General features: G+C 63.9%; 7 protein-coding genes. 2 read left to right on the forward strand and 5 right to left on the reverse strand.

All coding sequences use genetic code 11. The features are described 5' to 3' along the window. Nucleotides 1-63: 63 nt before the first annotated feature. From AC0L18_RS07580 to AC0L18_RS07600, 5 genes are read right to left on the reverse strand one after another with little or no spacing between them, the layout of a single operon-like run. A complete protein-coding gene (locus AC0L18_RS07580; RefSeq protein ID WP_473491379.1) occupies nt 64-1,059 on the reverse strand; it encodes a lipid A biosynthesis lauroyl acyltransferase in 996 nt (331 codons plus the stop codon). A 38-nt stretch (nt 1,060-1,097) separates the two neighbouring features. Further along, a complete protein-coding gene (locus AC0L18_RS07585) occupies nt 1,098-2,126 on the reverse strand; it encodes a zinc-binding dehydrogenase (RefSeq protein ID WP_473491381.1) in 1,029 nt (342 codons plus the stop codon). Between the two features lie 35 nt (nt 2,127-2,161). Beyond that, nucleotides 2,162-3,433, reverse strand: a complete 1,272-nt coding sequence (locus tag AC0L18_RS07590; protein ID WP_473491382.1) for a beta-ketoacyl-ACP synthase — start codon at nt 3,431-3,433, stop codon at nt 2,162-2,164. A 19-nt stretch (nt 3,434-3,452) separates the two neighbouring features. Next, nucleotides 3,453-4,640, reverse strand: coding sequence for a beta-ketoacyl-ACP synthase (locus tag AC0L18_RS07595; RefSeq protein ID WP_091598233.1), 1,188 nt, complete (start codon nt 4,638-4,640; stop codon nt 3,453-3,455). A 53-nt stretch (nt 4,641-4,693) separates the two neighbouring features. Next, nucleotides 4,694-4,975, reverse strand: a complete 282-nt coding sequence (locus AC0L18_RS07600) for an acyl carrier protein (protein ID WP_023802974.1) — start codon at nt 4,973-4,975, stop codon at nt 4,694-4,696. A 216-nt stretch (nt 4,976-5,191) separates the two neighbouring features. Here AC0L18_RS07600 and AC0L18_RS07605 point away from each other — a divergent pair, with 216 nt between their 5' ends. After that, a complete protein-coding gene (locus tag AC0L18_RS07605; RefSeq protein WP_473491383.1) occupies nt 5,192-5,449 on the forward strand; it encodes a ribbon-helix-helix domain-containing protein in 258 nt (85 codons plus the stop codon). 91 nt (nt 5,450-5,540) lie between these two features. Continuing rightward, nucleotides 5,541-5,888 (forward strand): hypothetical protein, encoded by a 348-nt coding sequence (locus AC0L18_RS07610; RefSeq protein ID WP_473491384.1) that lies wholly within the window; start codon nt 5,541-5,543, stop codon nt 5,886-5,888. Nucleotides 5,889-6,458 lie beyond the last annotated feature (570 nt).

Below are 6,458 nucleotides of genomic sequence, written 5' to 3' on the forward strand. Positions count from 1 at the left end.
GCGGGGTCGGTGGCGCAATAGAACATTGCCAACAATAGCATAATTGCTGTCACTCACTTCTACTCAGGCGGCTTCGCCGCGGTTCCTCGCCCGCTTGTGCTGCCCGCGCGGGCCGCTGATTTCCCATCTTTTGTGGAACCACATCCACTGGCCGGGATCCTCGCGCACCCAGCGCTCGACCACGTCGTTGAGCAGCTGGGTGGTGCCATGGACGTCGACACTGCCGCCGGCGGTGCGCGGCAAGATCAGTTTGTCCTCGATCTCGAGCCGGAAGCGGTTGCCCGGCAGGCGCACGCAGCGCGCCGGATAGACATCGCAGTCATAGTGTCGCGCCAGGGTGCCCAGGACGCGGTTGCTCTCGCATGGGCGGCCGAAAAAAGTCGTTTCGAGCCCGCTCGAGAATTTCTGGTCGACGAGCACGCCGATATTGCCGCCTTTCTCCAGGATGGCCGCCAGCGCGAACGAAGCGCCGGTCGCGGAGGGCAGGAGCGAGCCCATGGTCGAGCGGCGAGTCGAGAGGATGTAGTCGGCAAGGTAGGGGTTGTTGGGCGGACGAAACAGCGCCGTGATGTTCATGCCGAAAGTGGCTGCCGCCACCGGAAGCAGCTCGAAATTGCCGAGATGCCCGGTGAAGATGATATGCGGTTTTTGCTCGCCGGCGATTTGCACGAAGTGCTCGACCCCCTTGACCTCGATGCGGCCCGGTTTTGTCGCGGCGGGATCGTAGTCGAACAGGGCATCGAGAAAGACGTATTCCGCGGCAAGGCGAGCCATGTTGCCCCACATGTCGGAGGCGATGGCCTGGATCTCCTTGTCGCTCTTTTCCGGATAAGCCTTGCGCAGATTGGCGATGGCGACGTTATGGCGCCCCACCCAAGGGCCAATGCGGCGGGCGGCGCGGTCGGCGAAATTGAGCGCGCTGTCGACCGGCAGCAGACGCAGCAGCCAAATCATCGTCATCGCGAGGCGCGCCAGCAGCCAGTAGTTGAACTGGCGCAGCCGCCTGCCGTGGCGGAACGCCAGGTCCCGGCGGAGCTTCTTGAAGGCGTTGCCGACCATTCCTAGACCATGATGTTTTCAGACAGCAGCATCATGGTCTAGCCGACGCGCAGGATGATCTTGCCGAACACGTCGCGGCCTTCCATGCGCTTCAGTGCGGTCTCGATGCCGTCGAAGCCGACTTCGGTGTCGATAACCGGAGAAACCAGCCCCGCCGCCATTTTCTGCATGGCGTCGGCCATGTTTTGCATGCGACAGCCGAACGAGCCGAGCAGCTTCAGCTGCTGCTGGAACAATTGCATCAGGTTGATCTGCGTCGACACGCCCGAGGTCGAGCCGCAGGTCACCAGGCGGCCGCCGCGTTTCAGGCACAGCATCGAGGCGGCAAAGGTGTCGGCGCCGACATGCTCGAAGACGACATCGACGCCCTTCTTCTTCGTCAGCTTGCGCACGACGCCTTCGAAACGATCGTCGCGATAGTTGATGACGTGATCGGCGCCAAGCGCCTTCGCCTTGTCGATCTTGTCGTTCGAGCCAACCGTGGTGATCACGGTGCAGCCCATCTTCTTCGCCAGCTGGATCGCGGCGGAGCCGATGCCCGAGCCGCCGGCATGGATCAGGATGGTTTCGCCGGGCTGCAGCCTGGCGTTGTCGAACAGCATGTGCTCGACCGTGCCGAAGGTGACGGGCGCGACCGCGGCGCCGACGTCGGTCACGCCGGGCGGGGCAGGGACCAGCAGGCGCGCCGGCAGGTTTATCTGCTCTTGCGCAAAGCCGTCGAGATGGAAGCCGTGTACGCCCGAAACATGCTCGCAGAGATTGTCGCGGCCTTCGCGGCAGGCGCGGCAAAGCCCGCAGGTGCGCGCGCCGTAGATCGATACAAGTTGCCCGGGCACAAGGCTGGAGACGCCGGGGCCGACCGCCTCGACCTCGCCCGAGGCTTCGGCGCCGACGACCAGCGGCAGCTTGCGCTTGGCGAAGGCCATGCCGCGCCAGCCCCAGACGTCGATATGATTGAGCGCCACGGCCTTGATGCGCAGCGTCACTTCGCCCAGCGCAGGCTGCGGCGGAAGCGGCAGGTCCACCGTTTCAAGGCGGCGGTCCTCGATAAGTTGCAAAGCGCGCATTGGGCCTGTCGGTTCTGTTGGCGAAGAACGGTCGCTTAGACTGGTTCCCGCGCCATGACAAGGCAGGTGTTCTGGCCGCCGAAGCCGAAGGAGTTTGACAGCACCGTGCCGACCTCGGCGTTGCGCTTCTGGTTCGGCACCACGTCGAGCACGATCGCCGGATCGGGATTGTCGTAATTGATGGTCGGCGGGATGACGCTTTCGCGCATGGTCATCAGCGAAAACGCCGCCTCGACGGCGCCGGCGGCCGACAGCGTGTGGCCGATCATCGACTTGTTCGACGAGATCGGCATCGAGCCGATCCGCTCGCCGAACACGGTCGACAGCGACAAATGCTCCATCTTGTCGTTTTCCGGCGTCGAGGTGCCATGGGCGTTGACATAATCGATCTCGTCCTCGCCCAAGCCGGCATCGGCCAGCGCGGCGCGAACTGCCGCGATCGCCGGCGAGCCGTCCGGCTTCGAGCGGGTGCGGTGGAAATCGTCGGCCTTCTCGCCGCAGCCGCGCAGGATGCCGAGAATCGTCGCACCGCGGGCGAGTGCCGCCTCGAGCGATTCCAGCACAAGCGCGCCGGAACCCTCAGCGAGGACAAAACCGTCGCGATCCCTGGAAAACGGTTTTGACGCCTTTTCGGGGATGTCGTTGTGGGTGGAGAGTGCGGAAAGCAGCGAGAAACGGATCAGCGCCTCGGCGGTCGCCGAGCCGTCGGCGCCGATCGACAGTGCCCGGTCGCATTCGCCGCGGCGGATCGCCTCGACGCCGAGCTGGATCGAGGTGGCGCCAGAGGCGCAGGCCGTCGACAGCGTGATCGGCAGGCCGCGCGTGCCAAAACGGTCGGCGAGCCGGTCGGCGATCGAACCGAATTGGGTGGTCTCGAAAACATCGAACCCCTTCAAGCCGCGCGCCACGCGAAGCAGCCGTTCGGCGCCGACGTCGTGCTTGTCGGAATTGTACAGCGAAAAGCGCTCGCTCCAGTCGAGCTCGACCGGCGGCGAGGCGAGGAAAAGCGGCCCGCCGAAATCGCCCGAATCGAGGCCGGCTTCGGCCACGGCTTCCTGCGCGGCTATCTCGGCGAGCTCGTAGGTAAGAAGGGAAGCGCCCTTAGAGCTCGACGGCAGGAAATCGACCGTGCCGGAGATGCGGGTGTTCAGATGGTCGACCGGAAAGCGGGTTATCGGATGGATGCCGGACGTGCCCGCGGTGAGCGCTGCCCAATTGTCGGCCTTGCCAACGCCCAGCGACGTCACCACGCCGATGCCGGTGACGGCAACGATCGGCCTGCCCATGTGGTCGTTCAGATTGGCCATGTTTTTGTCCCGAAACCCTCTAGGCGGCGTTGACCAACGCCATGCCCTCGAATTGGTGATAGCCGATCGCCGTTGCAAGCACGGTCCTGGGAATGCCGTTGAACGGCTTCTCGGTGGCGGCGTCAAAAGCCGGGTAGGCGGCCTTGCGTTCGACAGCCAATGCAGCCAGCGCCACGGCGAAGGGAAACTGCGCTTCCTTCATGTGGCCGGTCAGCGTCGAAAAACCGCGTGCCGCAATCGCCGGATTGGCGTCGAGCGCCGATTTCTCGGCAGCGGTAGCGGCATGGGCACCCGAAGCGCCTGAAATCGTCAGGAGCTCGCCGTTCGGCAATGCCGCCTGGCTGAGCAGCGCGGCAATCTCGGCATCGAGCTCGCCCTGCCGGCGTATGGCGCGTCCGGATACGACCGGGCCGAGTTCGGCATAGATCTTTCGCCCGCGGCTGATCGCGTGCTCGCGCTGTTCCAGGACGAGAAACGCACCGCCCGATCCAGTCACCACGCCGCCGCCGTCCAGGCCCTGTCTCTGCCAGACCGGCCTCCAGGGGCCGCGATGCAGGTAGCCGGCCAGCTCATAGCCAAGCAGCATGTCGGAATGTTCGGTCTGGAACGCTCCGCCGACCAGGATATGCGTCGATTGGCCGGAGCGGATGCGCGCGGCGGCTGTCTCGACGGCGGCGACGCCGGCACCTTCCTCGCCCATGAAGGTGCGCGACGAGCCGGTCACCTTGTGGACGATCGAGATGTTGCCGGCGAGCAGGTTGGAAAGCTGCGCCAGAAACAGCGTCGGCCGCAATTCGGTGGTCAGTTTCTCGTTGAGCAGCACGTCGCGGTCGTTACGGCTTTCCGAAGCGGCGAGAATGTCGGCGTCGACCGCCTCGTCGCGCTCGCCGCCGCCGGCAGCCACCACCATGTCCATCGTCGTGCAGAGATCGTCATTGCCCTTGATGCCGGCGTCGTCCAGCGCCATGCCGGCGGCGTATGTGCCAAGCCGCTGCCAGGTTTCCATCTGCCGCTGGTCGCCGCGCTTGGCGATCTGCAGGTTCCAGTCGATCTCCGGCAGCGGGTGGACGGTGTAGGGCGAGAAGCGCGCGGCTTCGAGCACCGGCTCCAGGCCGGGGTGGACGAGCTTGCGCCAATGCGCATCCGGACCTTCTCCCAGCGAAGAGACAAGGCCGATGCCTGATATGACGACGTCGTGGCGGCTCATGGGCGAGGGTTCATGGGGCGGCTGTTGTGGGTCAGGCTAGAAGACAAGCCATTTCAGGCGTTCTTTGCCATGACCAGCGCGTCGATCTTGGCGCACAGGTTCTTCATGACAAAGTAATCGTCGGTCGAGGCCTTGCCGTCATTGACCTCCTGCGTCCACTTTTCCAGCGGCACCTTGATGCCGAATTCCTTGTCGATGGCAAAGACGATGTCGAGGAAGTCGAGGCTGTCGATGCCGAGATCGTCGATGGTGTGGCTTTCAGGGGTGATCGTGTCGATATCGATCTCACTGGTGTCGGCGATGATCTTGGCGACTTTGTCGAACGTGGTGGACAAGGGCTTTTCCTTCGGTGGCGGGCGGAATCTGTCCGCATGTGTTTGCGCGCTCTCTAATCGGTTTTTCCGGGCAGGAAAAGGCCTGAACGCCGGGCGCAGATGGGATACCCACTCCGTAAACGCAAGAAGAGCCGTTGGCGACCCTGCCGGCGATGTGCCGCAACCACCCCATCTCTGGTCATTGCATGTACCAGTGTACCATGGTACGGAAATCCTATGACCACCATCGAACGCGTGCAGACCGGGGTTCGCCTGGAAAAACGATTGGTGAAGGTGCTCAAGGCCTTGGCCGAGCATCGCGACATGAGCCTGGGTGAACTCATGGAGGGCATCGCGCTGCATGCCTTCGAAGGCCAGACGCCGTTTTCCGCGGCGACCCTGGAAACAATCGGCCAATTGAAGTGCATCTACGGGTTGGAGCTCAGTGCGGCAGACAGCCACCGTTTGGCGGGAACGAGCGGGGAGGACGCGTGACCAACCATCTCGAGCGCAGCCACAGCATCGTGCTTCGGGGCCGATCGACCGCGTCTTTCCGCTGTTCACGCCGACTGGGGAGACCCTGTGGGTGGACGGCTGGGATCCGGAGTTTCTGCATCCACAAGACGGGAAGACGCGCCAAGGCATGGTCTTCAGGACCACTCATGGTGATGAGACCACGCTCTGGGCCTGCACGGACTGGGACGCCGTCGCGCATCGCATCCGCTATGTCCGGGTGACGCCGGATACGCGTTTCGGATTTGTCGAGGTGGCCTGCCGCTCGACCGCTGACGGAGGCACGGAGGCGTGGATTGCCTACACGTTCACTGCCTTGAGCACGGCAGGAAGCTCGTATCTGTTCGAGCTGACGGAGGACGCGTTCGCGCAGATGATCGAGGGATGGAAGCTCCGTATCGAAGCGTGGCTGCAAGTGTGAAACATCTAACGCCAGGTGCCTTAAACTAACTGCCGCTAAGGGTGGAACTTTACCCTTCGCATCGTCTCCCGGAACAGCGCCGCGCCAGAAGCTGTCCTTGCCAAGCTGATCGAGAAATGTCGCCTCTGGGGCCGGAAACGGAAAGTCTGCTTTCGGGAACCATATGCGAAGATCAGCCGTTCCGTTCACGTGAAGAGTTTCGGGCGCCGGCAGGCGTACGAAAGTCCCCGAGGAAGGAACCCGCGGGCCACGGGCGATGGCTATGGAGATTTCGATTTTCGGCTGGTGTCTGGGATGGCGCGACCGCCGCCGGGAAGCGGCGGGATTGATGCAGACGGACTGCCTTGTCTTCCGGCCGTGCGGCATCGTCGGCTCGGCATGCAGTCGGACGCAGCCCTGTCGACGCCGATGATCACCATGGACGCGCCCGGGTTGGTTGCCGGAGACTGAGTGCCTGCGCCAGAAGGCTGCATCAAGCCATGCCGGGTCATGGGGCGTTCTCCCGGTCCGGTGTCCTGGCGTAGGGCGGTCCGCGCGGCTGCCTCCACCGTTCGAACACCTCGATGACGA

The organism is Mesorhizobium sp. WSM4819, from assembly GCF_055811215.1.

What these genes read in the sequence shown, in the direction of transcription:
- AC0L18_RS07580 (WP_473491379.1), bottom strand. Translation starts at nt 1,059, where the DNA reads ATGGTCGGCAACGCCTTCAAGAAGCTCCGCCGGGACCTGGCGTTCCGC.
- AC0L18_RS07585 (WP_473491381.1), bottom strand. Translation starts at nt 2,126, where the DNA reads ATGCGCGCTTTGCAACTTATCGAGGACCGCCGCCTTGAAACGGTGGAC.
- AC0L18_RS07590 (WP_473491382.1), bottom strand. Translation starts at nt 3,433, where the DNA reads ATGGCCAATCTGAACGACCACATGGGCAGGCCGATCGTTGCCGTCACC.
- AC0L18_RS07595 (WP_091598233.1), bottom strand. Translation starts at nt 4,640, where the DNA reads ATGAGCCGCCACGACGTCGTCATATCAGGCATCGGCCTTGTCTCTTCG.
- AC0L18_RS07605 (WP_473491383.1), top strand. Translation starts at nt 5,192, where the DNA reads ATGACCACCATCGAACGCGTGCAGACCGGGGTTCGCCTGGAAAAACGA.